Raw genomic sequence first — 25,342 nt, forward strand, 5'->3', positions numbered from 1 at the left:
TCGTTCTTATCGGTCAATCTGACGATCGGCAACGGGCGCCGGCCCTTGAGCGGAACCAGAGCCGCCGGGCTGCCGTTCGACAGACAGACCGCAGACGGGAAGGAAGTCGACCCCCATGGCGAAGAAGAAATCACAACTCCTGGCCGGAGTGTTCATCCCGGCGCTGATCCTCGCCGACATCGGCGCAGCCATGGCCGCAGCGCCGGAGCCTATGGTGCTGGCCCAGAGCGAGGAAGAGCTCCTGCTCCTGAGGCAGCAGCAACAGCAGCAGCAACAGCAGGAAGGCGGAGAGCAGGCTCCGGCTGAGGCGCCCCCCGAGGAGGTGCCTCCGCCTGTCGAAGCGCCGGTCGAGGAAGCTCCGCCGCCGGTTGAGGAAGCTCCGCCGCCGGTCGAGGAGGCCCCGCCACCGGTCGAGGAGGCCCCGCCACCGGTCGAGGAGCCCGCGCCCGAGCCCGAGGCGCCACCGCCTGTCGAGGAGCCAGCCCCGGAACCCGCACCTCTCGAGGAACCGGCGCCCACTGCGGAAGAGCCTGCCGTCGAGGAGCCTGCGCCGACTGCCGAACCGCCGGCCGTTGAAGAGCGTGCGCCCGAGGCTGTGCCTGAAGTGATCGAGCCCGCTCCCGAGCCTGAAGCGCCCGCCGCCGAAGAGCCTGCGGCCGAACCGGAAGCACCTGCGGCCGAGGAACCCGCGCCGGCACCCGAAGCGCCTGCGGCAGAGCCGGAAGCGTCCGCAGCCGAAACGGCTCCTTCCACGGAACCGCCTGCAGCCGAGACCCCGGCTCAGCCGGTGACGGAGGCGGACGAGCAGCAGCGCCGTGATGACCTCCGCGAAGAACTGCGGCGGAGACGCGCCCTGGAGCAGAACGGCGAAGCGGCCGAACCCGCGCCTGGAACGGAAGCGCCGGCCGGCGGCGAAACGCCCTCGCCCGAAGAACCCGTTCCGCCCGCCACCGAAGCGCCCGCGGCAGGCGAAAGCGCGCCTCAGGCCACCCCGGAGACAACCACGCCGGAGGCTCCTACGCCTGAGCAGCCGGCGCCCGGCGCGGATGCTCCCGCAGCGGATGCTCCGGCCACTCCGGAAGGCCAGACGGCTCCCGCCACGGAGGCGCCAGCCACGACGGCTCCGGACCAACAGACCCCCGCGGCCCAGCCGCCCGCCGTGGAAGCGCCCGCCCCGGACGGTGCCGCCGGCCAGCAGACCGGAACGGACCTGCGCCAGCAGGAGCTCGACCTCCGGCTTCAGGAACTGGATGCCCGGGAGCGGGAGCAGCTTCGCGAGGAGCGGCTGCGCAACCGGGAAGCCGACCTCGCCGACCGCGAGCGCCAGCTGCGGCTGCTGGAGCAGCGCGACACGGACTTCCGGCTCTCCGACATTCGGCGCGACCGGGAGGAGCGGCGGAACGAGGCCGGCCAGATCGTGATCATCGAGCCGGGCGGCCGCCGCATCATCGAGGAGGATGGCCGGACGGTCATTCGATACAACGAGATCAACCGGCTGCGCTTCGGTTCCGAGGACGTCCGGGAGGAGCGGCTCGACAACGGCTACACCCAGACGATCGTGGTGCGGCCGAACGGGACGCGGGTCATCACCGTTCTCGATGACGACGGTCATGTGGTGCGCCGCGTCCGCCGGACCCGGGATGGCGACGACTTCATCCTGTTCGACAACCGCGAGCTCTATGGCGATCGCCGCGGTCCGCGCGACGAGTTCGAGTACATCGTGCGCGACGTGCCGCCGCCGCGGATCACCATTCCGCAGGACGAGTACATCGTGGATGTCGACGACGCCGATCCCGGTGAGATCTACGAGACGTTCATGGCGCCGCCGGTGCAGGCGCCGCCGCGCCGCTACTCGCTGGACCAGGTGGTGAACACCCCTGCCCTGCTCAACCGCGTCCGCCGGGTGGACCTCAACACGATCACCTTCGACACCGGCTCCTGGACGGTGGCCGAGACGCAGATCGAATCGCTGGAGACGATCGCCGACGCGCTTCTCGACGTGCTCGCGAAGAACCCGAACGAGGTGTTCCTGATCGAGGGGCATACAGATGCGGTGGGATCGGACATCGACAACCTGTCGCTGTCGGATCGTCGTGCGGAGGAGGTCGCGACGCTGCTGACCTCGTTCTACAAGGTGCCTGCGGAGAACCTGACGACCAAGGGCTACGGCGAGCAGGATCTCAAGGTGAAGACCGAGAATGCCGAGCGCGAGAACCGCCGGGTGACGGTGCGGCGGATCACCGATCTCATCGAGACCGGCCAGCGCTGACCTTCCAGTCGGGTAACAAGGGCCGCCGCGGACCACCGCGGCGGCCCCTTTGCATGGCCCGGCTCGCGGCTCGGGTGGACTGTGGACACCACCAATGCGGACGGCCATGATCGCGGGCCTCGAAACGAAGCGCCGGAGCCACGAATCTTGCTGCCGTTCCTGATCGCCGCCGACACGGCGGATGAGTCCGTCCCCATCCACGTCGTGTCGGAGGAGAGCCTCGCAGCAACGGCGGCCGCGCTTCCGGAAGGCTCCCGGGCCTGGGTGGAGGCCAACGGGTTCAAGGCGTCAGCCGGCAGTCACGTCATCGTCCCGGGTGCCGACGGACGGCTGGGGTCGGTGCTGTTCGGCCTGGGAAAGACGAGCAGTAGAGCACGCTCGCCGTTCCTCGTGGGACATCTGGCAACAGCGCTGCCGCCCGCAACCTACCGGCTCGTCACCTTCGAGGGCGATCTGGACCTCTCGGTGCTCGCCTTCGCGCTCGGCAGCTACCGGTTCGAGCGTTATGTGAAGCCGCGCCCGAACATGCCGCGGCTGGTGCTGCCATCTAGCATCGACGCCACCGCCTTGGAGCGCACGGTGCGGGCCGTGTTCGCCACGCGGGACCTCATCAACACGCCCGCGAACGACCTCGGCACGGAGGAACTCGCGGCAGCCGCCAAGAGCCTCGGCGAGCGCCATGGGGCACAGGTCCGCGAAATCATCGGTGAGGACCTCCTGTCGGCGAACTTCCCCCTGGTCTACGCGGTGGGGGCTGCCAGCGACAGGCTTCCGCGTCTGGTGGATTTCACCTGGGGCGACGAGAACCACGAGAAGGTGACCCTGGTGGGCAAGGGTGTGGTGTTCGACACGGGCGGCCTCAACATCAAGCCCGACAATTCCATGCTGCTGATGAAGAAGGACATGGGCGGTGCGGCGAACGTGCTCGGGCTGGCCCAGATGATCATGGAGGCGGGCCTGCGCGTCCGCCTGCGCGTGATCGTGCCGATCGTGGAGAACGCCATCTCCGGTCGCGCTTTCCGGCCGGGCGACGTGTTCCGCAGCCGGAAAGGGCTAACGGTGGAGATCGGCAACACGGATGCGGAGGGGCGGCTGATCCTGGCCGACGCACTGGCGCTCGCGGACGAGGAAGCGCCGGCGCTGCTCGTCGACATGGCGACGCTGACCGGCGCGGCGCGCGTGGCGCTCGGGCCGGATCTGCCGCCGATCTACACCCACGACGATCGGCTGGCCGACGATCTTGCCGTGGCGGCGATGGAGGTCAACGACCCGAGTTGGCGGCTCCCGCTCTGGCCGGCCTACGACTCGATGCTGAGTTCAAAGGTCGCGGACGTGAACCACGTCACGACGGGGGGCATGGCGGGATCGATCACGGCGGCGCTGTTCCTTGGCCGCTTCGTGGAGAAGGCCGCCTCCTGGCTCCATGCCGACATCTTCGGATGGGTGCCCTCGGCCAAGCCGGGACAGCCGGAAGGTGGGGAAGCGCAGGTGATCCGTTCGCTGTTCGCGCTTCTGGAGAAGCGTTACGGCTGAACGAAGAAGGGCGCCCCTTGCCGGGAGCGCCCTTTCCGGTCCTCCGTAATCCGCTCAGTGCAGGATCTGGCTGAGGAAGAGCTTGGTCCGCTCGTGCTGCGGGTTGTTGAAGAAGGCGTTCGGCTCGTTCTGCTCGACGATCTGGCCCTGGTCCATGAAGATGACCCGGTTGGCGACCTGCCGCGCGAAGCCCATTTCGTGGGTGACGCAGATCATGGTCATGCCGCTCTCGGCGAGACCGATCATGACCTCCAGCACTTCCTTGACCATCTCCGGATCGAGGGCGGAGGTGGGCTCGTCGAACAACATCACCTTGGGCCGCATGCAGAGCGAACGGGCGATCGCCACGCGCTGCTGCTGTCCGCCGGAGAGCTGGCCGGGGTACTTGTTGGCCTGCTCCGGGATCTTGACCCGCTCCAGGTAGTGCATGGCGAGCTGATCGGCTTCCTTCTTGGGCATCTTGCGGACCCAGATCGGGGCGAGCGTGCAGTTCTCCAGGATGGTGAGGTGCGGGAACAGGTTGAAGTGCTGGAACACCATTCCGACTTCACGGCGGACCTCGTCAATGCGCTTGAGGTCGTTCGTGAGTTCGATGCCGTCGACGACGATCTTGCCCTTCTGGTGCTCCTCCAGCCGGTTGATGCAGCGGATCATGGTGGACTTGCCCGATCCGGAGGGGCCGCACACCACGATGCGCTCGCCGCGGCGAACCGTGAGGTTGATGTCACGGAGGACGTGGAACTCCCCGTACCACTTGTTCACGCCAACGAGTTCGACGGCAACCTCCTTGCCGACGCTCATCTGGACCCGATCGGCGGACGCGTCCGCGGCGGCGCTGGTGCTGGACATTGTGCTTACCCCTGCGGTTTTCTTTTCGGTCGTTATGCGTATCGGTCAGATCAGTGCCGACTGTGGCCGGTGTCAAGCCGCCGCTCCATGTACTGGGAGTAGCGGGACATTCCGAAGCAGAAGATCCAGAAGACGAGTGCGGCGAAGATGAAGCCGGTTGCCGGGACGTTGGGGGCCGACCAGTTCGCATCGCTGAAGTTCAACTGGATGATGCCGAGTACATCGAAGAGCCCGATGATCAGCACCAGGGACGTGTCCTTGAAGAGGCTGATGAACGAGTTGACGATGCCGGGGATGACGATCTTCAAGGCCTGCGGAAGGATGATCAGGCGCATCGACTGCCAGTAACCGAGCCCCATGGCCGCGGCCGCCTCATACTGACCCTTGGGGATCGCCTGGAGTCCGCCGCGGATCGTTTCGGCCATGTAGGCGGCGGAGAAGAGCGCGACGCCGATGAGGGCGCGCAGCAGCTTGTCGAAGTTCACCCCGCTGGGCAGGAACAGGGGCAGCATCACGGAGGCCATGAACAGCACCGTGATCAGCGGGACGCCGCGCCAGAACTCGATGAACACCACCGAGACCAGCTTGACGATCGGCAGCTTCGACCGCCGTCCGAGCGCGAGGAGAATGCCGAGGGGCAGCGACGCCACGATGCCGGTGACCGCCACCACCAGGGTGACCAGGAGGCCGCCCCAGAGCGCCGTCTCCACCACGGGAAGGCCGAGGCCGCCGTAGAGGAGGAAGTAGGCGGCGACCGGAAAGGCCGTCAGCATCAGCACGGCGTTCTGGCGCTTGAAGGGCACCCGAGGGATGGCCAGCGGCACCAGACCGGCGACGAAGAGCACGGCGACGAGATCGACGCGCCAGCGCTGGTCAAGCGGATAGCGGCCGTAGAGGATCTGGCCGAACTTGGCCTGGATGAAAGCCCAGCAGGCGCCGACCTTTCCGCCCTCCGGGGCGAGGCAGGCCTCGCGGTTCTCACCGGTCCAGACGGCATTGAAGATCAGCCAGTCGAGCATCGGAGGCACGGCCCAGGCGAGCAGCAGGATCGTGAAGATGGTGACGGCGATGTTGGCCGGCGAGGAGAACAGGTGGCGCCGCGACCAGCCGAGCGGCCCGACGATGGAGCCCGGCGGCGGGGCCGGCGGGACAAAGGTGCCGCGGACGTAGATGGCGGAGCGGGGATCAGGGCCGGGAGATGCAACGTCGGTCATCGATCTCTCCTCAGCGTTCGATCAGCGCGACGCGCGAATTGAACCAGTTCATGAAGGCCGCCGTGATCAGGCTGATGATCAGGTAGACCGACATGGTGATGAAGATCACCTCGACGGCGCGGCCGGTGATGTTGAGCGTCGAGCCTGCGAACACGGCGACGAGGTCGGGGTAGCCGACGGCGACGGCCAGCGAGGAGTTCTTGGTCAGGTTGAGGTACTGGCTGGTCAGCGGGGGAATGATCACCCGCATGGCCTGCGGCACGATCACCAGCCGCATGGTGCGGCCCGGCCGCAGACCGAGGGCGTAGGCGGCCTCGGACTGGCCCCAGGAGATGGCCAGGATGCCGGCGCGGACGACTTCGGCGATGAAGGCGGCGGTGTAGATCGTCAGGCCGAGCAGGAGCGCCATGAATTCCGGCTTGAGAACGAGCCCGCCGACGAAGTTGAAGCCCTTCAGCTCCGGATACTCCAGGGTCAGCGGACCACCGGTCGCCGCATAGGCTACCAGGGTGACGACCACGATTACCGCCAGGCCGACGATGCCGGAGGGAAAGATCTGGCCGGTGGCCATCTGCCGTGCGCGCGCCCAGCGGTGGATGCCGTAGGCGGCGACGATGCCGGCCAGCAGGGCCCACAGGACGACGTCGAAGCTTTCGCCGGCAATCGGGCGGGGGATGATCAGGCCGCGGTTGGACAGGTTCGACCCGAGCGGCAGGACCAGCCCCTGGCGCGGGCCGGGGAGGACGGAGAGGACGGCCTTGTACCAGAACAGCAGCTGGAGCAGCAGCGGGATGTTGCGGAAGGTCTCCACATAGACCGCGGCGACCTTGGACAGCAGCCAGTTCGGGGAAAGACGCGCGATGCCGATGATGAATCCGAGAATCGTCGCGAAGACGATGCCGAGTGCTGCGACGATCAGCGTGTTCAGAAGGCCGATCACGAACGCGTCGCCGTGGGTGTCGTCGATGGAGTATTCGATCGGCTTCTGGGCGATGTCGTAGCCGGCGCGCGTCTGCAGGAAGTCGAAGCCGGACGCGATGTTGGCGGCGCGCAAGTTCACGATCGTGTTGTGGACGATCCACCATCCGAACAGGACCAGCGCCAGCACGATGAGGATCTGAAAGACGATGCCGCGGATCGTCGGATCGTAGAGCATCGATCCGCCCGAGGATCTGCGGACCGGGAGTGGGGACGGAGCGGTGTCACGGAGCGTCATGGCTGATCCTCATCGATCGCCGCCCCTCAGGGGACGAACGGGCGCACGGTCATCGCTGTATGCATCCCGGCGGCAGGGAGCCTCGCTTGGCTCTGCACCTGCAGCAAACGGGGCGCCAGAGGGGCGCCCCGTCCGATGGTTCTCGGCTCAGCGGATCGGCGGGGCGTACTGGATGCCGCCCTTAGACCAGAGGTCGTTGAGGCCGCGGGCGATTTTCAGGGGCGAGCCCTGGCCGACGTTGCGCTCGAAGCTCTCGCCGTAGTTGCCGACGGCCTTGATGACGTTGGCCGCCCATTCCGGCGCAAGGCCGATAGACTTGCCGAAGTCGCCGTCGAGACCGAGGAGGCGCTTGACCTCCGGGTTGGCCGAGCTGGCCTTCAGCTCATCGACGTTGGCCTGGGTCACACCGAGTTCCTCGGCATTGACCATGGCGAAGAGCGCCCACTTGACGATCAGGGCCCACTGATCGTCACCCTGACGGACTGCGGGGCCGAGCGGCTCCTTGGAGATGATCTCCGGCAGAACCACGTGCTCGTCCGGGTTGGCGAGCTTCAGGCGGATGGAGTAGAGGCCCGAGGCGTCGGTGGTGTAGGCGTCGCAGCGGCCGGAGTCATAAGCAGCGTCCGCCTCTTCCTGCTTCTCGAACACGACCGGGTTGAACTGCAGGTTGTTGGCGCGGAACCAGTCGGCCAGGTTCAGCTCGGTCGTCGTGCCGGACTGCACGCAGATGGAAGCGCCGCTGAGCTCCTTGGCGGAGGAGACGCCAAGCGACTTCTTGGCCATGAAGCCCTGGCCGTCATAGTAGTTGACGCCCGTGAAGACGATGCCGAGCTGGGTGTCGCGCGACATGGTCCAGGTGGAGTTGCGGGCCAGGAGATCGATCTCGCCCGACTGCAGCGCGGTGAAGCGCTCCTTGGCGGTGAGCGGGGTGAACTTGACCTTGGTCGGGTCGGCGAAGACCGCGGCGGCGACGGCGCGGCAGATGTCGACGTCGAAACCGCTCCATTCACCCTTGTCGTCCGGCGAGGCGAAGCCCTGCAGGCCGGCGGCGTTGACGCCGCACTGGACGAAGCCCTTCGCCTTCACATCGTCGAGGGTCGCGGCGGACGCGCCTGCAACCGAGGTGACGATCATGGCCGCTCCGAGAGCGGCGGTCTTCCAGTTCCGATGAACCATCGAGTGATTTCCCTGCCGGTTGGTTTTGCTTTGGCCCTCGAGGGGCCGTTTTGGATAATACGCCGGTCCGTTCACATCCAATTCCAAATATGGATCCGGAATTCCGAAAATCGATCAGCCCCGGCTGGAGCGGGACTGTTCCCGATCGAAACGGCTTCTCCTGAAGCCTGATTAAAGAGGAGGCTTGCTCAGATGGAAAGCAGAAAATCGCGGGGTGTCGTGGAAAAGGTTGCGGTCACGCCAGCGCGGGAACGGCGGCCCGATCCTTCAGGAAACGCCAAAGCCGCTCGACGACCGGGCGAACCTTGTCCATAGACCGATAGATGCGAATGCGCATCTCCACCGAGGCATTGGGATCGACCACCACAAGGCTGCCGGCGGCTACCTCCATGCGCACGCTGCTCTCCGGCAACCACGCGACGCCGCGACCGGTGATCGCCATCACCTTCAGCGCCTCGGCCATCGGGTTCTCGTAGATGTTGGCGAGATGCAGCCCTTCGCCCCGCTCCGCGATGACGATCCCGTTCAGCTTCCCGAGGAAGGTTTCGGGCGAATAGGCCAGCATCGGAACCGGCTTCTCCTCCGATCCCGGCAGCATGAAGCGGGCGCGGCCATCGTCGGTCGGCGCCGACACCGGTATCAAACGGTCCTCCCCGAGATCCAGGTGGGGGAAACGCTCGGGATCGAGCAGCACGGGGACGCGGCCGTGCTCGTAAGTCAGCAGGAAGTCGCAATCGCCCTCGGCGAAGACGCGAATAGAATCATGGAAGTTGTCGGTGATCAGCCGCACGTTGATGGGGCCGAAACCCTCCTCGATCGCTTTCAGCCAGCCCGGGAAGAAGCTGATCGACAGAGTGTGGAGCGTGGAGAAGGTGATGGCGCCCTGGGTCTGCAGCCGGCCGGAGCGCAGTTGCGAGCGCTCCACATAGAGGAGGCGCAGCACCTCTTCCGCGGTCTCACGGAAACGGCGTCCCTCTGCCGTCAGGGTGGTCGGATAGGTCGACCGGTCGACGAGGGGAACGCCAAGCCACTGCTCCAGTTGCTGGATGCGGCGGCTGAAGGCGGACTGCGTGACGTGGCGCTCGATCGCGGATTTCGAGAAGCTGCGCGAGTTGGCGAGGCTGACGAAGTCCTCCAGCCACTTGATCTCCAAGATCGCTCTCCCTTCGTGGGCCTGCCGAACCCGCCTGCGTGACGGTTTTGTGGATCCGGCCCCACGCTTTGTCGAGCGCTTTTTGTCGCGGGTCGCGGTCGGTCAAGGCTACCGCAACGGCACCTGTCGGCCGACGAGCACGGCCGTTAACGGCTCGTTAGGGTTAACGGACTACGAATTTCACCAACGGTTCAGCTTCCCATTCATTGCCTCGGGACCCATCCATGGTTTCGTCTCCGGTTCGCCAGTTCGCCGTCTCCCGCCTGCTCCTGAGGCTCGCCGCCCCGCTGGCGATCGCCATCTCGGTCGCGGCCTGCAGCACACCGGTCGCCACCCATGGCGGCGTCACCGTCACGGGCTCGACCAATCTTTCCAGCGACGAAATTCGGCAGGCGACCGAGATCTGGGGCCAGCGCTACGACGAGAACCCCAAGGACAAGGCCACCATCCTCAACTTCGCCGCGGCGCTTCGGCTGAACGGTCAGCCGGACCAGGCCGTGGCCGTGCTGCGCAAGGGTGTCATCACCTTCCCCAAGGACGAAGAGATTGCCGCGGCCTACGGGAAAGCGCTGGCCGCGAGCGGCGATTTCGATACCGCGCTGCGCGTGATCCGCGACGCCCAGCGCCCGGACCGGCCAGACTGGAAGCTCTATTCGGCCGAGGGCGCCATCCTGGACCAGATGGGAAAAACCGCGGAGGCGCGAGCCGCCTACAAGCAGGGGCTGACGATCGCTCCGGGCGAGCCGACGATCCTCAACAATCTGGCGCTCAGCCACCTGCTCGTCGGCGAACTCGACGAATCCGAGAAGATCCTGCGCGGAGCGGCCCAAGCGCCGAGCGCCACCAGCCGGATCCGCCAGAACCTTGCCCTCGTGCTTGGTTTGCAGGGCAAGTTCAAGGAAGCCGAGCAGGTCGCGGCTTCCGAACTCGATCCCAAGCAGGCCGCGGCCAACGTCGCTTATCTGAAGAGCATGCTCGCCCAGGCCAACACCTGGAACCAGATCAAGGATTCGGAGAAGAAGAGCGGCTGACAGGACCTGACCCGAAGGCCGCTTGATCCGGATCCCATTCCGGGGGCACAACGCGGAACAATGCGTTTCTCCCCCACCCTTCCCATCGACGATGCCCTGCCCGGGCTGATCGCGACGCTGTCTCAGCGCGGCGCGGCCGTGCTCGTCGCGCCGCCCGGGGCCGGCAAGACGACGCGCGTTCCGCTTGCCCTGCTCGACCAGCCCTGGCGCGGCGACGGCCGCATCCTACTGGTGGAACCTCGCCGAATCGCGGCGCGCGCGGCCGCCGCCCGAATGGCGGAGACGCTCGGCGAAGCGGTCGGGGAACAGGTCGGCTATCGCGTGCGGATGGACAGCCGCGTCTCGGCCGGAACGCGGATCGAGGTGCTGACAGAGGGCGTCTTCACCCGGATGATCGTCGACGATCCGGGCCTGGACGGCGTTGCGGCCGTGCTGTTCGACGAGTTCCACGAACGCAGTCTGGACGGCGACCTCGGACTCGCGCTGACGCTCGACAGCATGGGGGCGCTGCGGGACGACCTCCGGGTGATCGTGATGTCGGCGACGATCGACGGCGCGCGCGTGGCACGCCTGTTGGACGACGCGCCGGTGATCACCAGCGAGGGGCGTGCCTACCCGGTCGAGACCCGACATATGGCGCGGGATCCGCTGATCCGCTTTGAGGACCAGGTGGCGAGCGTCGTGTTGGAGGCGCTTCGGACGGACGCCGGTTCGGCCCTCGTCTTCCTGCCTGGCCAGGGCGAGATCCTGCGGGTGGCGGAACGCCTTGGCGGCCGGGTTCCGGCCGGCGTCGCGGTCGCGCCGCTCTATGGCGCGCTTCCGCCGGCCGAGCAGGACAGGGCGATCCGGCCGGCGCTTCCGGGCGAGCGGAAGGTGGTGCTCGCGACTTCGATCGCCGAGACGTCGCTGACGATCGAGGGCGTCCGCATCGTGGTGGACGGGGGCCTGGCGCGTGTGCCGCGCTACGAGCCGTCGACCGGGCTGACGCGCCTGGAAACCCAGCGCGTTTCGCGGGCGGCGGCCGACCAGCGCCGCGGCCGCGCGGGACGCACGGAACCGGGCGTCTGCATCCGCCTGTGGGCGGAAGGACAAACCGCGGCCCTTGAACCCTACAACCGGCCGGAGATCCTGGAGGCGGATCTTGCCTCGCTGGTGCTCGACCTCGCGGCCTGGGGCGTCCGGGATCCCGGTGGTCTGGCGTTTCTGGACCCGCCGCCGAAGCCTGCCTGGGACGAGGCGGTGCGCCTGCTGCAGCGCCTCGACGCGCTCGATCCTGCGGGTCAGCTGACCGCCGCCGGCAAGGCGTTGAACCGCGTGCCGCTGCATCCGCGGCTGGCGCACATGATCGTGGAAGCGGGGCGCGAGGGGGACGCCCGTGTCGCTGCGGACATTGCGGCGGTCCTCACAGAGCCCGGGCTCGGCGGCGAGGCGACCGACGTCGCGGAGCGGGTGCGGCGGTTCCGGAGCGACCGGGGGCGGCGGGCGGACGACGCGCGGCGGATGGTCGATCGCTGGGTATCCGTCGTGCGTGGCGGGCGGAGCGAACCCGGGGACCTGGAGCGTGCCGGCCGGCACCTGGCGCGCGCCTATCCGGACCGGATCGCGCAGGCGCGCGGTGCGCGCGGGGCGTTCCGTCTTGCCAACGGACGGGGCGGGAGCCTGGAGGAGCACGATGCGCTCGCCCGCGAGCCCACCCTGGTGGTGGCGGATCTCACCGGGACGGCGGAGAAGGCGCGCATCCGGCTCGCCGCCGCGATCGATCGCGACACGATCGAGGATCTTCTCGGCGGGCACATCGTGGATGAAATCACGGTGGGTTTCGACAAGCCGTCCGGCGCGGTGCGGGCGCGCAGGGTCCGGCGGCTGGATGCCCTGGTACTGGCCGAGGAGCCGATCGCGCCACCGGCGGGACGGCGGACCACGGCGGCCCTCCTGGAGGGCGTCCGGTTGACGGGCATCGACCGTCTGGCCTGGTCGAAGGATCAGAAGGCGACCCGGGAAAGGGCGGGGTTCCTCCACCGCACCATCGGCGAGCCCTGGCCCGACCTGTCCGACGCCGCCCTCGCGGAAACCCTGGAGGAATGGCTGGCGCCCGTCGCGGAGGGCGCGACACGGCTGGCCGATCTCGATGCCGCGCTGCTTGGCGTGGCGCTCGACCGGATGCTGCCCTACGCCCGGCGGCAGGAGATGGACAGGCTGCTGCCCTCGCATTTCGAGGCGCCGACCGGCTCGCGCGTGCCGATCGACTACGGGGCGGAGGGCGGGCCGGCGGTGGAGATCCGCGTGCAGGAACTGTTCGGGCTGACGACGCACCCTTCGATCGCCGGCGGTCGGGTGCCGCTGACACTGGTGCTGACCTCGCCGGCGCATCGTCCGATCCAGACGACGAAGGACCTGCCCGGTTTCTGGCGCGGCTCGTGGAAGGACGTCGCCAAGGACCTCAAGGGCCGCTACCCGCGGCATCCCTGGCCGGAGGATCCAGCGAATGCGGAAGCGACCCGGCGCGCCAAGCCGCGGGGGACGTGACCGTCAGACGGTGATCTTTCCGCGGACCTCGTCCTCGTCCATAGTCTCACGGGTGCCGGCCATGATGACCTCGCCGCGGTCCATGACGGCGAAGCGGTCGGCGAGATCCTTGGCGAAGTCGAAGTACTGCTCGACGAGGACGATGGCCATGGTGCCCTGGTCGCGCAGGAAGGTGATGGCGCGGCCGATATCCTTGATGATGGAGGGCTGGATTCCCTCCGTGGGTTCGTCCAGCACCAGGAGGCGCGGACGGGTGACCAGGGCGCGGCCGATGGCGAGCTGCTGCTGCTGGCCGCCGGAGAGGTCGCCGCCGCGGCGCTTCAGCATGTCCTTGAGCACGGGGAACAGCTCGAAAACCGTGTCCGGGATCGAGCGATCCGCGCGCTTCAGCGGAGCGAAGCCGGTCCTGAGGTTCTCCTCGACGGAGAGCAGCGGGAAGATCTCGCGTCCCTGGGGAACGATGGCGATACCCTTGCGGGCGCGATCGTGCGGGGTCAGGCGGGAGACGTCCGCTCCCTCCCACTCGATGCGGCCGCCGGAGATCGATTGCAGGCCGACGATGGCGCGCATCAGGCTGGTCTTGCCGACGCCGTTGCGCCCCATCACGCAGGTGACCTTGCCGGGCTCTGCGACCAGCGACACGCCGCGCAGCGCCTGGGCCGCGCCGTAGTGCAGATCGACCGCTTCAACGTTCAGCATCGGTTCCGTCCCGCTTCCGTCGTCCGAGAAACCGGCTCGCGACCGCCATGGTCGGAGCCGCTGGCATCGTCACCGTCCGAGATAGACTTCCACCACCTTCGGGTTGCTGGAAACGGCATCCAGCGTTCCTTCCGCCAGCACCGATCCTTCGTGCAGCACCGTGACCTTCACGCCGAGGTCGCGGACGAAGGTCATGTCGTGCTCGACGACGACGACCGACTGCGTCCTGGCGATCTCCTTGAGGAGGATGGCGGTCTCGGCGGTCTCCGCGTCGGTCATGCCCGCAGCGGGTTCGTCGACGAGGAGGAGGCGCGGCTCCTGGGCGAGCAGCATGCCGATCTCCAGCCACTGCTTCTGGCCGTGCGAGAGGCGGGCGGCCAGGAAACGGCGCTTGTCGATCAGCCGCGTGGTGGTGAGGAGTTCGTCGATGCGGTCCTGCTCGGCCTTCCCGGTGCGATGGAACAGCGTCGCCCAGGGGCCGCGGCGGGCCTTGAGGGCGAGGGCGATGTTGTCCTCCACCGTGTGGCTCTCGAAGACGGTGGGCTTCTGGAACTTGCGGCCGATGCCGAGGTTGGCGATCTTCGCCTCGTCGAGGCGCGTGAGGTCGGTGGAGCCCTCGAACAGCACGTCGCCGGTGTCGGGCTTGGTCTTGCCGGTGATGATGTCCATCATCGTGGTCTTGCCGGCGCCGTTGGGGCCGATGATGGCCCGCATCTCGCCCGGCGCGAGCACCAGCGACAGGTTGTTGATGGCGCGGAAGCCGTCGAAGGTCTTGTTGACCCCGTCGAGGTAGAGGAGCGTGCCTTCGGCCTTGTCGGTCATGAGCGTTCTCCTCGCTTATTCCGCGGGTTCGGGCTTCAGGGTGGCGGCCGGCGCTGAGGCGCGTTTGCCCGCCCACCAGGCCTGGACCGTGCCCACGATGCCCTTGGGCAGGAACAGCGTGACGAAGATGAAGAGGCCGCCGAGGGCGAACAGCCAGAGTTCGGGCAGCGCGCCGGTAAACCAGGTCTTGCCGAAGTTGACGGTGATGGCTCCGACGATGGCACCGACCAGCGTGCCGCGGCCGCCCACCGCCACCCAGATCACCGCCTCGATCGAGTTGGCCGGATCGAACTCGGAGGGGTTGATGATGCCGATCTGCGGAACGTAGAGGGCCCCGGCGATGCCGGCCATCACGGCGGAGAGGGTCCAGACGAAGAGCTTGTAGTTCTCCACGCGGTAGCCGAGGAAGCGAGTGCGGCTCTCCGCGTCGCGAACGCCGACCAGCACCTTGCCGAGCTTGGACCGGGTGACGGCCGAAGCCAGGGCGAAAGCGATGGCCACGGCGAGCACGGTGAGGGCGAAGAGCGTGGCGCGGGTGCCGTCGGCCTGGATGTTGTAGCCGAGGATGTCCTTGAAGTCGGTCAGGCCGTTGTTGCCGCCGAAGCCCATGTCGTTGCGGAAGAAGGCGAGCAACAGGGCATAGGTGAGCGCCTGGGTGATGATCGAAAGGTAGACGCCGGTGACGCGGCTACGGAAGGCGAACCAGCCGAAGACGAAGGCGAGCGTGCCCGGGACGAGGACGATCATCAGGGCGGCGAACCAGAACTGGTCGAAGCCGTACCAGAACCAGGGCAGTTCCTTCCAGTTCAGGAAGACCATGAAGTCGGGCAGGATCGGATCGGCATAGACGCCGCGGGTACCGATCTGGCGCATCAGGTACATGCCCATCGCGTAGCCGCCGAGGGCGAAGAAGGCGCCGTGACCGAGCGAGAGGATGCCGCAGTAGCCCCAGACGAGGTCGACGGAGAGGGCGAGCATCGCGTAGGCGAAGTACTTGCCCATCAGCGTGACCATGTAGGTCGGCACGTGAAGCGGGTGGTCGGGCGGCAGCAGGAGGTTGGCGGCCGGCACCAGGATCGCGATGGCGATCAGAAGGGCGAAGACGACGCGGGCGCGCGTGTCGAAGCCGTTGAGGAGGAAGCCCGTGATCATGCTTCGATCGCCCTGCCCTTCAGCGCGAACAGGCCGCGCGGACGCTTCTGGATGAAGAGGATGATGAAGACGAGGAGCAGGATCTTGCCGAGCACCGCGCCGGCGTAGGGCTCCAGGAACTTGTTGGCGACGCCGAGCGTCATGGCGCCGACGAAAGTGCCCCAGAGATTGCCCACCCCGCCGAAGACCACGACCATGAAGCTGTCGATGATGTAACCCTGGCCGAGGTTGGGCGATACGTTGTCGATCTGGCTGAGGGCGACGCCGGCGATGCCGGCGATGCCCGAGCCGAGGCCGAAGGTGAAAGCGTCGACCCAGGGGGTGCGGATGCCCATGGCGCTCGCCATCTGGCGGTTCTGCGTCACCGCGCGGGTCTGCAGGCCGAAGTAGGTGCGCTTCAGGACGGCCAGAAGGCCGGCGAAGACGACCATGGCGAAAACGATGATCCAGAGGCGCGACCAGGTGATGGAGAGCTCGCCGATCGTGAAGGAGCCGGACATCCAAGAGGGGTTGCCGACCTCCTTGTTCTGCGCGCCGAAGATCGAGCGGACGGTCTGCTGGAGGACCAGCGAAACGCCCCAGGTGGCCAGAAGCGTTTCCAGCGGGCGGCCGTAGAGCCAGCGGATGACCGAGCGCTCGATCAGGATGCCGATGCCGCCGGCGACGATGAAGGCGAGCGGCAGTGCGATCAGCAGGGAGTAGTCGAACAGGCCCGGCGCGCTGGTGCGGATGATCTCCTGGACGGCGAAGGTGGTGTAGGCGCCGATCATCACCATCTCGCCATGCGCCATGTTGATGACGCCCATGACGCCGAAGGTGATGGCGAGACCGATGGCGGCGAGGAGAAGCACGGAGCCGAGCGACAGGCCGTACCAGACGTTCTGGGCGGCGTCCCAGACGAGCAGGCTGCTTTCGATGGTGCGGGCGGCGGAGGCCGCAGCCTCGCCGACGGGGCCTTCCACGGCGGTGTAGGCGGCCAGCATGGACATCGCGTCGCGCGTGCCGAGGCCCCCGATCATCTCCACCGCGGCGATCTTGTCGGCTTCCGGCAGGTCGGATTCCAGGACGGCGGCAGCGCGGGCGGCGACCATGATCTGCTTGATGGCCGGATCGGTCTCGGCCTCGATCGCAGCATCCAGGGCCGGAATGGCGGCGGCATCCTTGGACTTCATCACCGCCTCGGCGGCGGACCGGCGGATCGCGGCGTCCGGGCTGCGCAGCGTGAGGGAGCCGACCGCGGCCGCGATGGCGCGGCGGATGCGGTTGTTGACCTTGATCTTCTCGATCTCGCCCTTGGAGACGACGCCGGCCTCGGCGCCGGTGACCGGATCGAGGAGCTTGAAATCGCTGCCGGCCTTCTCGGCGATGAACACCGACTTGTCGGCCTTGCGGGTGTAGAGGTCACCCTCGCCGAAGCGATCCAGGATGGCCGAGACCCGGTCGTCCCCGGTGGCGACAAGAGCGTTGATGGCGGCTTCGGCCTCGCTGAAGCCGCCGACGCCGAGCGCGTCGACGAGGCGCTTCAGATCCTCGTCGGCGACCGCTGCTGCGGCAGGCGAAACGGCCGTCGACAGGGCCAGCCAGAGGGCGGCGATCAGGATCGACAGGAAACGCATGGTCAGGAAACCCCGGCTCGCTCGATGCACCCGCCGCAGACCGGGCGGATGGCGATGGGACCGGGCAGGTGCGACCCGCCCGGTCCCCTTGCTTCAGCAGCGCCATGCAAGCGGCCCGCCAGACGCGGGCCGTTGCCGGCGGGGAGCCATCAGCCGCCGCACTTTCCGGTGACGACGTTGAAGTTGCCGCAGTTCATCGGCTTGCGCCAATCGGAGATCAGGTCCTTGGAACCGTCGAGGAAGTCCGACCACTCGTCGCCGACCACGAGGCCCGGCGTCTGCGAGACGATCTCGAACTGGCCGTCACCCTGGATCTCGCCGATCAGCACCGGCTTGGTGATGTGGTGGTTCGGCATCATCGCCGAGTACCCGCCCGAGAGGTTCGGCACGGAGACGCCGATCAGGCTGTCGATCACCGGGTCGGTGTCGGTGGTGCCGGCCGCCTCGACCGCCTTCACCCACATGTTGAAGCCGATGTAGTGGGCTTCCATCGGGTCGTTGGTGACGCGCTTGTCGTTCTTCGTGTAGGCCTTCCAGCCTTCGATGAACGAGGCGTTGACCGGCGCATCGACCGACTGGAAGTAGTTCCAGGCAGCGAGGTGGCCGACCAGCGGGCCGGTGTCGAGGCCGGCGAGCTCTTCCTCACCCACGGAGAAGGCGACGACGGGGATGTCTTCGGCCTTGATGCCCTGGTTGCCGAGTTCCTTGTAGAAGGGCACGTTGGCGTCGCCGTTGATGGTGGAGACCACGGCGGTCTTCTTGCCGGCCGAGCCGAACTTCTTGATGTCGGCGACGATCGACTGCCAGTCGGAGTGACCAAACGGCGTGTAGTTGATCATGATGTCTTCGGCAGCGACGCCCTTGGCCTTGAGGTAGGCCTCGAGGATCTTGTTGGTCGTGCGCGGATAGACGTAGTCCGTGCCGGCGAGCACCCAGCGCTCGACGCCTTCCTCGGCGGCGAGGTAGTCGACGGCCGGGATGGCCTGCTGGTTCGGGGCGGCGCCGGTGTAGAAGACGTTGCGCTCGGATTCCTCACCCTCGTACTGCACGGGATAGAAGAGGATCGAGTTGAGCTCCTTGAACACCGGCAGGACGGACTTGCGGCTGACCGAGGTCCAGCAGCCGAACACGACGGAGACCTTCTCCTTCTCGACCAGTTCACGAGCCTTTTCCGCGAACAGCGGCCAATCGGACGCGGGGTCCACGACGACCGCTTCGAGCTTCTTGCCGAGGACGCCGCCCTTCTTGTTCTGCTCGTCGATGAGATAGAGGATCGTGTCCTTCAGCGTGGTCTCGGAGATGGCCATCGTGCCCGACAGAGAATGGAGCACGCCGACCTTGATGGTCTCCTCCTGGGCGAGCGCGGTGCCCGACAGCATGGAGAGAGCGAGGGCGCCGAACAGGCCCTTGGCCACGAGAGACGACCGCTTGGCGGTCTGTGAAGGAGTTGCAGCAATCAACATCGAGATCCCCCTGTTGCTTTTTCCGTGCGCGGACGGCCGGCAGCCTTCCGCCGCTGCCGGAAACTTTGGACGGAGGGATGGGGAACGGGGTATACGTCGATTGACGTAAATCCACGCATGCACAGCGTTTGTGCATCTGCCTTGTGCTTAGGCGGCAGTATGGCGCGTTGCGGCGCTGGCCCGCGGTGTCCATCCTGCCCCCGATCTTGCATGGGTGGCCGCGTGGCGTGGGCAGTCTTCTAACGGCATGGGGTCATGGCGGGACGCCAGAGAATCATTCCGGTTCGGCGCAAGTACAACCAGTGGGTCGCCAACGAGACCCTGGAGGACTATGCGCTTCGCTTCACCGCGAAGAAGGCTCGCCGCTGGACGACCCAGCAGGTGGCGCAGACGGCGATCGGCGCCATCTCGTTCCTGGCGCTGGAGGCGATCGGGGCGGCCATCACCCTTTCCTACGGCTTCACCAACGCGGTTACGGCCATCCTCGTGGTCGGCGTCGTGATCTTCGTGACCGGCCTGCCGATCGGCCACTACGCCGCCAAGCACGGGGTGGACATCGACCTGCTCACGCGCGGTGGCGGCTTCGGCTACATCGGCTCGACGATGACGTCGCTGATCTACGCGACCTTCACCTTCATCCTGTTCGCCATCGAGGCGGCGATCATGGCCACGGCGCTGGAGCTATGCTTCGGCGTGCCGCTGTGGGCGGGATACATTCTCAGTTCGGTCGCGGTGATCCCGCTCGTCACGCACGGGATCGCGCTGATCAGCCGGTTCCAGCTGGGCACCCAGCCGCTGTGGATCGTGCTGAACATCCTGCCGATCCCGTTCATCCTCGCCAAGGATCCGTCCACGCTGACTGCCTGGGCCGAGTTTCCGGGCTTCAAGGACATCGTGGGCGGCAACGGAACCGGCTTCGATCTGCTGCGCTTCGGCGCGGCCGCCTCGGTGATCCTGGCTCTGCTGCCGCAGATCGGGGAGCAGGTCGACATCTTGCGCTTCCTGCCGCAGCGGACAGAAGCGAACCGACGCAGCTGGCTGTTCGCCATGCTGGCGGCCGGCCCGGGCTGGATCGTGCTCGGTATCCCGAAGCTGCTGTTCGGATCGTTTCTCGCAGTCGTCGCGGTGAACGCGGGCGTCGCCATCGAGCACGCGGCGGAACCGGCCGCCATGTACAAGGTGGCGTTCGACGCGGTGTTCTCCGTGGAATGGCTCAGTCTCGGCCTCACGGCGCTGCTGGTGATCGTTTCGCAGCTGAAGATCAACGTGATGAACGCCTATGCCGGTTCGCTCGCGTGGTCGAACTTCTTCTCGCGACTGACCCACAGCCATCCCGGCCGGGTGGTGTGGCTGGTGTTCAACGTCTCGATCGCCCTGCTTCTGATGGAGCTCGGCATCTATCGGGCGCTGGAGCAGACGCTCGGCCTGTTCGCCATCGTCGCGGTGGCCTGGCTCGGGTCTCTGGTGGCGGACCTCGGCATCAACAAGCCGCTCGGGCTGTCGCCGCCGGGTATCGAGTTCAAGCGGGCGCATCTCTACGACGTCAATCCGGTCGGCGTCGGGTCGATGCTGCTCGCGATCGGTGCAGCATTGTTCGCACTGGCGGGCGCTTTCGGGTCGGAGGCCCAGGCCCTGGCGCCGTTCGTCGCGCTCGGGGTGTCGCTGGTCTCGGCGCCCGCCATCGCGTTCGCCACGGGCGGACGGTTCGCACTGGCGCGCAAGCCGCGGCGGTCGTGGGCGCTCAAGCCCGAGATCCGCTGCGTGATCTGCGAGAACGCGTTCGAACCGGAGGATTCGGCGCATTGCCCGGCCTATTCCGGGCCGATCTGCTCGCTGTGCTGCTCGCTGGATGCGCGTTGCCACGACCTCTGCAAGCCGCACGCCCGGCTGCAGACGCAGGTGATGGCCGGGTTGAAGACCGTGCTGCCGGCCCCGGCGGGGGAGCGGCTGTCGCCGTCGCTGATCCAGTATGCGGGCGGGCTGATCCTCTCCGGGGCGGTGATCAGCCTCGTTCTGATGCTGATCTGGTTCCAGGTTCCGCAGGGGCGTCCCGACGAGGTCGCGACGATCGAGCGGGCGCTGTGGGGCGCGTTCTTTGTGCTGCTCATCGTCGCCGGCATCGTGATGTGGTTCTTCGTTCTCGCCCAGCAGAGCCGGCAGGTGGCGCAGGAGGAATCGGCGCGCCAGACCACCCTGCTTCTGCAGGAAATCGAGGCGCACCGGCGCACCGACGCGGCGCTGCAGCGCGCCAAGGAGGTAGCCGAGGCGGCCAACCTCGCGAAAAGCCGCTACGTCGTGGGGCTCAGCCACGAATTGCGGACGCCGCTCAACGCCGTGCTCGGCTACGCGCAGCTGCTGGAGGCCGATCCGGAGGTGCTTGGCAACCGGCGTGGGCGGGTGAGCATCATCCGCCGCAGCGCGGAGCACCTGGCGCGCCTGATCGAAGGCCTGCTCGATATCTCCAAGATCGAAGCCGGCCGGCTGCAGATCCAACGTGTGGAGACGCGGATCTCCGAGGTCGTCGACCCACTGGTCGACATGTTCGGCATGCAGGCCAAGGAGAAGGGGCTCAGCTTCACCTACAATCGCTCGGACAGCATGCCGGAGGTGGTGCGGACCGACGAGAAGCGGCTGCGGCAGGTGCTGATCAACCTGCTGTCCAACGCCGTCAAGTTCACGCGGGAAGGCGGCGTGACGCTCGATCTGTCTTACCGGAGCCAAACGGCGCTGATCGTGGTGCGCGACACCGGGGTGGGCATCGAGGGCGACGACCTTTCGCGGGTGTTCGAGCCGTTTGAACGCGGGACGAGGGCGCAGTCGCTGGCAACCCCGGGCCTCGGCCTCGGGCTGACCATCACCAAGATGCTCGTCGAGCTGATGGGCGGTGACATCCAGGTGGAGAGCGCGCCCGGCAAGGGCTGCACCTTCCGGGTGCGGCTGATGATGACGGAGGTGGCCGATCCCAAGCCCGTCCCGCCGTCGCGGCGGCGGATCGTCGGCTATCGCGGCGAACGGCTGACCGTGATGGTCGCTGACGACGACGAGAACCACCGCATGCTGGTGCGGGACATCCTGGGTCCGATCGGATTCGTGGTTCTGGAGGCGACGGACGCACCGACTTGCCTGGCGATGGTTGAGGCAGCGCGTCCGGATCTCTTCCTGCTGGATATCTCGATGCCCGGAGAGAACGGCTGGGCATTGGCGAAGACGCTGCGGGACAAAGGCCATACCGGGGCGATCGTGATGCTGTCGGCCAACGTGGGCGAAAGCCTGCCGGCGATCGGGTCTGGGGCGGCGCATGACGCGACGCTGCCCAAACCGTTCGGCCTGCGGCAGCTGCTCGACCGGATCCAGAGCCTGCTCAAGATCGAATGGGAGGAAGAGGAGCCGATCGCGGCGGACGATGCTCGGGGCGATCCCGCCGGCAGAGCGGCAGTCGCCGTATCCTCCGGCCTGCGCCCCGAAACCGTTCAGGAGCTGATCCGTCTCGGCCGGATCGGCTATGTGCGGGGTATCGAGGCCAAGCTCGCCGAACTGGAGGGCGAAACCGATCCGGAGGTGGTTCGCGCGTTGCGCCGCCACCTCGACCGCTTCGACCTCAGGGGATACCTGGACCGGCTGGAGGCCTTCGCCGATGGCCCATGAACCGCGCAAGCAGCGCGATATCGTGCTCGTGGTGGACGACAGCCCGGATACCCTCCGGCTTCTCACTGACACGCTGGACGCGATCGGGGCGATGGTGCTGGTCGCGCTCGGGGGCGAGGAGGCGCTGGAACTCGTCGAGCAGATCACGCCCGACATCATCCTGCTCGACGCCATGATGCCCGGGATCGACGGATTCGAGACCTGCCGGCGGCTGAAGGCGAGCGCGGCTTCGGACGTGCCGGTCATCTTCATGACGGGGCTCACGGAACCGGAGCATATCGTACAGGGGCTGGAAGCAGGTGGCGTCGACTACGTCACCAAGCCGATCGCGATCGATGCGCTGCTGGCCCGCATCCGGGTGCATCTTGCCAACGCGCGGGCGGCGCAAAGTGCCAGGGCGGCGCTCGACAGCACCGGGCGGCACTTGCTGGCGACCGACCCGGACGGCTTCGTGATCTGGGCCACGCCTCAGGCGATCCGGCTGCTCGGGCCGATCCTGATCCAACGGGACGGCCGCAACTCGCTGCCGGAGGACGCCCGCGCGTGGCTTGCGATCGCCTCCGGGTCGGATGCGACGCTTTCCTTCGACCTGGTGACAGCCGATGGAACGCGGCTGAGCCTTGGTTATGTCGGTCGGATCGGCGGGGGCGAACTGCTGCTGCGGCTTTCCGGCGACGACGTGGACGGCCGGGTGTTTCTTCTCAAGGAGCGGTTCCAGCTCACCAACCGGGAGGCCGAGGTGTTGTTCTGGATCACGCACGGCAAGGCGAACAAGGATATCGGGGAGATCCTCAACCTGTCGCCACGGACCGTGAACAAGCACCTGGAGCAGATCTTCAGCAAACTCGGCGTGGAAAACCGCGCGGCCGCCGCCATTACGGGGATCCGCGCCCTCGGAGACCGTTAGCCGCGCCCCGGCCCCGTGTCGCATTATGGGCGCGGGCCGAATCCCGTTTCCAGTTCGCCGCGACACCGGCTAGATAGACCGTCCGCGCGATGCGAGACCTTGAAGGGAATCGACATGTCAGCCGAGCCGAGCCAGCCGACCCGCCGAACCCTCGTCCTGACCGGGGCCAGCCGCGGGATCGGCCATGCCACCGTCAAGCGCTTCTCCGCCGCCGGCTGGCGGGTGATCACCTGCTCGCGCCATCCCTTCTCGGACCGGTGCCCGTGGCCAATGGGACCGGAGGACCACATCCAGGTGGATCTCTCCGATCCGGAGAACCTCGGCAACGCCGTGGCCGAGATCCGAGGGCGGCTGGAAGTCGATGGCGGTCGACTGGACGCGCTCGTCAACAACGCCGGCATCAGTCCGAAGGACGAGAGCGGCCAGCGGCTCGACAGCATCCTGACGCCGATGCACCAGTGGCGGACGGTGTTTCAGGTCAACTTCTTCGCCCCGATCATGCTGGCGCGCGGTCTGTTCGCGGAGCTGAAGCGCGGAGGCGGATCGGTGGTCAACGTCACCTCGATCGCCGGCATGCGGGTGCACCCGTTCGCGGGCACCGCCTATGCCACCTCGAAGGCGGCGCTGGCCTCGCTCACGCGGGAGATGGCCGCGGACTTCGGGCCGCACGGGATCCGGGTGAACGCGATCGCGCCCGGCGAGATCGACACCGCGATCCTTTCTCCGGGCACCGACAAGATGATCAAGGACATTCCGCTCCGGCGGCTCGGCCAGCCGGACGAGGTGGCCGACACGATCTACTATCTCTGCACCTCGGCATCGTCCTACGTCACCGGCGCCGAGATCCACGTCAACGGCGGGCAACACGTCTGAGCAGGGTTCACGAGCGCGTTCCGGCCGCGTCGACGAGCGCGGCGAGCCGCCGCGTGGCGGCCACCGTGGCGCCGATCTCGGCCCAGTAGGGCGCGTCGAGTTCGATGTTGAGCACCACATCGGCAGGGAAGCCGGCTTCGGCTGCCAACCGGTCCCAGGGAAGATTGCCCCAACCGACGGGGATGTGCAGGTCCCCTGCCCCGAAAGCCAGCGCCTCGCTGCGGTGATAGACCCAGAAATCACCCGGCCGGCCGAAGCTGTCATGGACGTGCACATGGCGGGAGAGCGGTGCCAGTTGCAGGGCCTCGGCGAAGAAATCGCGCCCCTCCACCGCGCATTGCAGAGCGCCATGGCTGACGTCGAAGGTCGCGACGACCGCGGGATGGTCGACCGCGGCGAGTTCGTCGGCCAGCCGGGCCGGCGTGGCGGTGTGCTCGCCGGAGAAGGAGAAGACGTTCTCCACGCAAAGCAGCACGCCCTTCTCGGCGGCGACATCGCCGAGGCGGCGCAGGGCCTCCTTCTGGCGGGCATAGGCGCTTGCGATCTCGCCAGGTTCGGCCGAGCGGAGGTGGCCGGTGTGGATTACCAAGGTGCGCACGCCCAGGCGCCTGGCGATCTCGATGTTGGCGAGCGCCACCTCGACGTGGAGGGGCACGCGTTCGGGAGCGGACATCAGGTTGATGCCGAGGACGCCGTGAACCGTGTAGCCGAACGGACGGCCGCCGAGGCGCTCGGCACAGGCCGCGACGCGATCGTCGCGGATACGCCCGCCGACGACCATATCGAGCGCATAGACGGGCAACTCCACGCTATCCACCTCCAGCGCCTCCGCTTCATCCAGCGCGCCGGACAGATCAGCGAAATCGGGCCGCTCCGCGATCAGGGAGTATCCCACCTTGGCCGGCATCGATCCGCCTCCTTCAGCCGTGCGCACGACGGGGTATCCGGTGCGGCTCGACGGCATATCCTTGTTTAACCATCTTGGCGGAGGCGACGAAAGGATCCTTGCGCTTGCCTCATCCCGAGCGCTAATAATTACATAAAATTATTTCCAGACTGGAAGTCTTGCCGCGGCGGCAAGCGCTCTCATGCGCGGATTGCTTTTTCGCGCAAGCAACCCTCAAGCAGACCTCCGGACCAGACCGGCTCCGGCGCTCCAGTTTGGATCGGTATGCGATCTGTTCGTAAATTTCGTGCA

At 67.2% G+C, this 25,342-nt stretch carries 18 protein-coding genes; 7 read left to right on the forward strand and 11 right to left on the reverse strand.

Annotation, left to right across the window (positions count from 1 at the left end):
* Nucleotides 1-115: 115 nt before the first annotated feature.
* The gene (locus tag HZ321_RS03650) at nt 116-2,269 is read left to right on the forward strand and encodes an OmpA family protein (protein ID WP_181700317.1); all 2,154 of its coding nucleotides are present in this window, start codon (nt 116-118) and stop codon (nt 2,267-2,269) included.
* A 150-nt stretch (nt 2,270-2,419) separates the two neighbouring features.
* Nucleotides 2,420-3,802, forward strand: a complete 1,383-nt coding sequence (locus tag HZ321_RS03655) for a leucyl aminopeptidase family protein (protein WP_425305381.1) — start codon at nt 2,420-2,422, stop codon at nt 3,800-3,802.
* A gap of 54 nt (nt 3,803-3,856) precedes the next feature.
* Here the strand turns inward: HZ321_RS03655 and HZ321_RS03660 are convergent, their stop codons facing one another.
* The 5 genes from HZ321_RS03660 to HZ321_RS03680 form a co-directional block, all read right to left on the reverse strand.
* Entirely contained in the window at nt 3,857-4,603 is a 747-nt protein-coding gene (locus HZ321_RS03660) for an amino acid ABC transporter ATP-binding protein (RefSeq protein WP_244635660.1), read from the reverse strand.
* Between the two features lie 98 nt (nt 4,604-4,701).
* Nucleotides 4,702-5,865: an amino acid ABC transporter permease gene (locus HZ321_RS03665; RefSeq protein ID WP_181700322.1), complete on the reverse strand. Its 1,164-nt coding sequence runs from the start codon at nt 5,863-5,865 to the stop codon at nt 4,702-4,704.
* Nucleotides 5,866-5,875: 10 nt separating this feature from the next.
* Complete coding sequence (locus HZ321_RS03670; RefSeq protein WP_181700324.1) at nt 5,876-7,081, reverse strand: amino acid ABC transporter permease; 1,206 nt, start codon at nt 7,079-7,081, stop codon at nt 5,876-5,878.
* A gap of 147 nt (nt 7,082-7,228) precedes the next feature.
* On the reverse strand, nt 7,229-8,257 hold the full coding sequence (locus HZ321_RS03675) for an amino acid ABC transporter substrate-binding protein (RefSeq protein WP_181700325.1): 1,029 nt from the start codon (nt 8,255-8,257) through the stop codon (nt 7,229-7,231).
* A gap of 235 nt (nt 8,258-8,492) precedes the next feature.
* Entirely contained in the window at nt 8,493-9,410 is a 918-nt protein-coding gene (locus HZ321_RS03680) for a LysR substrate-binding domain-containing protein (RefSeq protein ID WP_181700327.1), read from the reverse strand.
* Between the two features lie 224 nt (nt 9,411-9,634).
* Here HZ321_RS03680 and HZ321_RS03685 point away from each other — a divergent pair, with 224 nt between their 5' ends.
* Both HZ321_RS03685 and hrpB read left to right on the forward strand, forming a co-directional pair.
* Entirely contained in the window at nt 9,635-10,441 is an 807-nt protein-coding gene (locus HZ321_RS03685; RefSeq protein ID WP_181700329.1) for a tetratricopeptide repeat protein, read from the forward strand.
* Between the two features lie 60 nt (nt 10,442-10,501).
* Nucleotides 10,502-12,967: an ATP-dependent helicase HrpB gene (gene hrpB, locus HZ321_RS03690; RefSeq protein ID WP_181700331.1), complete on the forward strand. Its 2,466-nt coding sequence runs from the start codon at nt 10,502-10,504 to the stop codon at nt 12,965-12,967.
* Between the two features lie 3 nt (nt 12,968-12,970).
* Here the strand turns inward: hrpB and urtE are convergent, their stop codons facing one another.
* The 5 genes from urtE to urtA form a co-directional block, all read right to left on the reverse strand.
* Nucleotides 12,971-13,666 (reverse strand): urea ABC transporter ATP-binding subunit UrtE, encoded by a 696-nt coding sequence (gene urtE / locus HZ321_RS03695; protein ID WP_181700333.1) that lies wholly within the window; start codon nt 13,664-13,666, stop codon nt 12,971-12,973.
* 69 nt (nt 13,667-13,735) lie between these two features.
* Entirely contained in the window at nt 13,736-14,488 is a 753-nt protein-coding gene (gene urtD, locus HZ321_RS03700; RefSeq protein ID WP_181700335.1) for an urea ABC transporter ATP-binding protein UrtD, read from the reverse strand.
* A 15-nt stretch (nt 14,489-14,503) separates the two neighbouring features.
* On the reverse strand, nt 14,504-15,640 hold the full coding sequence (gene urtC, locus HZ321_RS03705; RefSeq protein WP_181700337.1) for an urea ABC transporter permease subunit UrtC: 1,137 nt from the start codon (nt 15,638-15,640) through the stop codon (nt 14,504-14,506).
* Nucleotides 15,637-17,256 (reverse strand): urea ABC transporter permease subunit UrtB, encoded by a 1,620-nt coding sequence (gene urtB / locus HZ321_RS03710; protein ID WP_181700339.1) that lies wholly within the window; start codon nt 17,254-17,256, stop codon nt 15,637-15,639. The genes urtC and urtB overlap by 4 nt, the downstream gene beginning before the upstream one ends.
* A gap of 149 nt (nt 17,257-17,405) precedes the next feature.
* Entirely contained in the window at nt 17,406-18,635 is a 1,230-nt protein-coding gene (gene urtA, locus HZ321_RS03715; RefSeq protein WP_244635661.1) for an urea ABC transporter substrate-binding protein, read from the reverse strand.
* 339 nt (nt 18,636-18,974) lie between these two features.
* Between urtA and HZ321_RS03720 the strand changes: the two genes are divergently transcribed.
* The 3 genes from HZ321_RS03720 (at nt 18,975) to HZ321_RS03730 (ending at nt 24,144) form a co-directional block, all read left to right on the forward strand.
* Nucleotides 18,975-22,364 carry a hybrid sensor histidine kinase/response regulator gene (locus HZ321_RS03720; protein ID WP_181700342.1) on the forward strand — a complete coding sequence of 1,130 codons (3,390 nt, stop codon included), beginning with the start codon at nt 18,975-18,977 and terminating at the stop codon, nt 22,362-22,364.
* Nucleotides 22,354-23,271, forward strand: coding sequence for a response regulator transcription factor (locus HZ321_RS03725; RefSeq protein ID WP_181700343.1), 918 nt, complete (start codon nt 22,354-22,356; stop codon nt 23,269-23,271). Before HZ321_RS03720 ends, HZ321_RS03725 begins: the two co-directional genes overlap by 11 nt.
* A gap of 114 nt (nt 23,272-23,385) precedes the next feature.
* Nucleotides 23,386-24,144, forward strand: coding sequence for an SDR family NAD(P)-dependent oxidoreductase (locus HZ321_RS03730; protein ID WP_181700345.1), 759 nt, complete (start codon nt 23,386-23,388; stop codon nt 24,142-24,144).
* Between the two features lie 7 nt (nt 24,145-24,151).
* Here HZ321_RS03730 and HZ321_RS03735 read toward each other — a convergent pair whose 3' ends face one another.
* Complete coding sequence (locus HZ321_RS03735; RefSeq protein WP_181700347.1) at nt 24,152-25,051, reverse strand: sugar phosphate isomerase/epimerase family protein; 900 nt, start codon at nt 25,049-25,051, stop codon at nt 24,152-24,154.
* Between the last annotated feature and the right edge of the window lie 291 nt (nt 25,052-25,342).

Origin of the sequence: Chthonobacter albigriseus, assembly GCF_013839445.1 — a bacterium.
Taxonomy (GTDB): Bacteria; Pseudomonadota; Alphaproteobacteria; order Rhizobiales; family Pleomorphomonadaceae; genus Chthonobacter; species Chthonobacter albigriseus.

What these genes read in the sequence shown, in the direction of transcription:
- HZ321_RS03650 (WP_181700317.1), top strand. Translation starts at nt 116, where the DNA reads ATGGCGAAGAAGAAATCACAACTCCTGGCCGGAGTGTTCATCCCGGCG.
- HZ321_RS03660 (WP_244635660.1), bottom strand. Translation starts at nt 4,603, where the DNA reads ATGAGCGTCGGCAAGGAGGTTGCCGTCGAACTCGTTGGCGTGAACAAG.
- HZ321_RS03665 (WP_181700322.1), bottom strand. Translation starts at nt 5,865, where the DNA reads ATGACCGACGTTGCATCTCCCGGCCCTGATCCCCGCTCCGCCATCTAC.
- HZ321_RS03670 (WP_181700324.1), bottom strand. Translation starts at nt 7,081, where the DNA reads ATGACGCTCCGTGACACCGCTCCGTCCCCACTCCCGGTCCGCAGATCC.
- HZ321_RS03675 (WP_181700325.1), bottom strand. Translation starts at nt 8,257, where the DNA reads ATGGTTCATCGGAACTGGAAGACCGCCGCTCTCGGAGCGGCCATGATC.
- HZ321_RS03685 (WP_181700329.1), top strand. Translation starts at nt 9,635, where the DNA reads ATGGTTTCGTCTCCGGTTCGCCAGTTCGCCGTCTCCCGCCTGCTCCTG.
- hrpB (WP_181700331.1), top strand. Translation starts at nt 10,502, where the DNA reads ATGCGTTTCTCCCCCACCCTTCCCATCGACGATGCCCTGCCCGGGCTG.
- urtE (WP_181700333.1), bottom strand. Translation starts at nt 13,666, where the DNA reads ATGCTGAACGTTGAAGCGGTCGATCTGCACTACGGCGCGGCCCAGGCG.
- urtD (WP_181700335.1), bottom strand. Translation starts at nt 14,488, where the DNA reads ATGACCGACAAGGCCGAAGGCACGCTCCTCTACCTCGACGGGGTCAAC.
- urtC (WP_181700337.1), bottom strand. Translation starts at nt 15,640, where the DNA reads ATGATCACGGGCTTCCTCCTCAACGGCTTCGACACGCGCGCCCGCGTC.
- urtB (WP_181700339.1), bottom strand. Translation starts at nt 17,256, where the DNA reads ATGCGTTTCCTGTCGATCCTGATCGCCGCCCTCTGGCTGGCCCTGTCG.
- urtA (WP_244635661.1), bottom strand. Translation starts at nt 18,635, where the DNA reads ATGCTGTCGGGCACCGCGCTCGCCCAGGAGGAGACCATCAAGGTCGGC.
- HZ321_RS03720 (WP_181700342.1), top strand. Translation starts at nt 18,975, where the DNA reads ATGGCGGGACGCCAGAGAATCATTCCGGTTCGGCGCAAGTACAACCAG.
- HZ321_RS03725 (WP_181700343.1), top strand. Translation starts at nt 22,354, where the DNA reads ATGGCCCATGAACCGCGCAAGCAGCGCGATATCGTGCTCGTGGTGGAC.
- HZ321_RS03730 (WP_181700345.1), top strand. Translation starts at nt 23,386, where the DNA reads ATGTCAGCCGAGCCGAGCCAGCCGACCCGCCGAACCCTCGTCCTGACC.
- HZ321_RS03735 (WP_181700347.1), bottom strand. Translation starts at nt 25,051, where the DNA reads ATGCCGGCCAAGGTGGGATACTCCCTGATCGCGGAGCGGCCCGATTTC.